Here is a 480-nt window from a genome sequence, read left to right as displayed (position 1 = left end):
CTTGGTGGCGAACTGCGAAGCATCGGCTTCGTCAGCCTGGGCACCGAAAGAAGCGAAAGCGGCCACGGCGGCGATGGAGAGGAAACGTGCGGTCTTGTTCATGGTGAAACTCCAGTGAAATTCAAAAAATGGGGACGAGGTACTTGGCAATACGAAAACGTGTGAACCGTGGATTCAACAAGAATCAACCACGCTCACCCGAAGGGATCTGGCCGGTGCGCACGGCATCCGCAGCCTGAGCACGCACANCGAACCAGCAGGCTCAATGGAGCGGGTCTGTGCCACGGTAGCGGCTTCAGCAGCCACTTCAGCACGGGTGCGGTTCGTGTCGAACTTGGTGGCGAACTGCGAAGCATCGGCTTCGTCGGCCTGGGCACCGAAAGAAGCGAAAGCGGCCACAGCGGCGATGGAGAGGAAACGTGCGGTGTTGTTCATGATGAAAATCCTTGAAGTTAAAAAAGCGGCTCAAAAAAACCGGAA

General features: G+C 56.6%; 1 protein-coding gene and 2 pseudogenes. All 3 read right to left on the bottom strand.

The window, feature by feature from the left end; all coding sequences use genetic code 11:
- A pseudogene (locus ASE52_RS26260) lies at window positions 1-102 on the bottom strand (DUF4148 domain-containing protein); the annotation flags it as partial.
- An 82-nt stretch (window positions 103-184) separates the two neighbouring features.
- Window positions 185-248: pseudogene (locus ASE52_RS26255) on the bottom strand (DUF4148 domain-containing protein); the annotation flags it as partial.
- A gap of 1 nt (window position 249) precedes the next feature.
- Window positions 250-435, bottom strand: a 186-nt coding sequence (locus ASE52_RS09185; protein ID WP_241776968.1) for a DUF4148 domain-containing protein, incomplete at its 3' end; no start/stop codon positions are given.
- Window positions 436-480 lie beyond the last annotated feature (45 nt).

This window comes from Acidovorax sp. Root275 (assembly GCF_001428965.1).
Classification (GTDB): domain Bacteria; phylum Pseudomonadota; class Gammaproteobacteria; order Burkholderiales; family Burkholderiaceae_C; genus Acidovorax; species Acidovorax radicis.
Note: the sequence above shows the minus strand (reverse complement) of the source record. Positions and strands in the feature narration are given on the sequence as shown.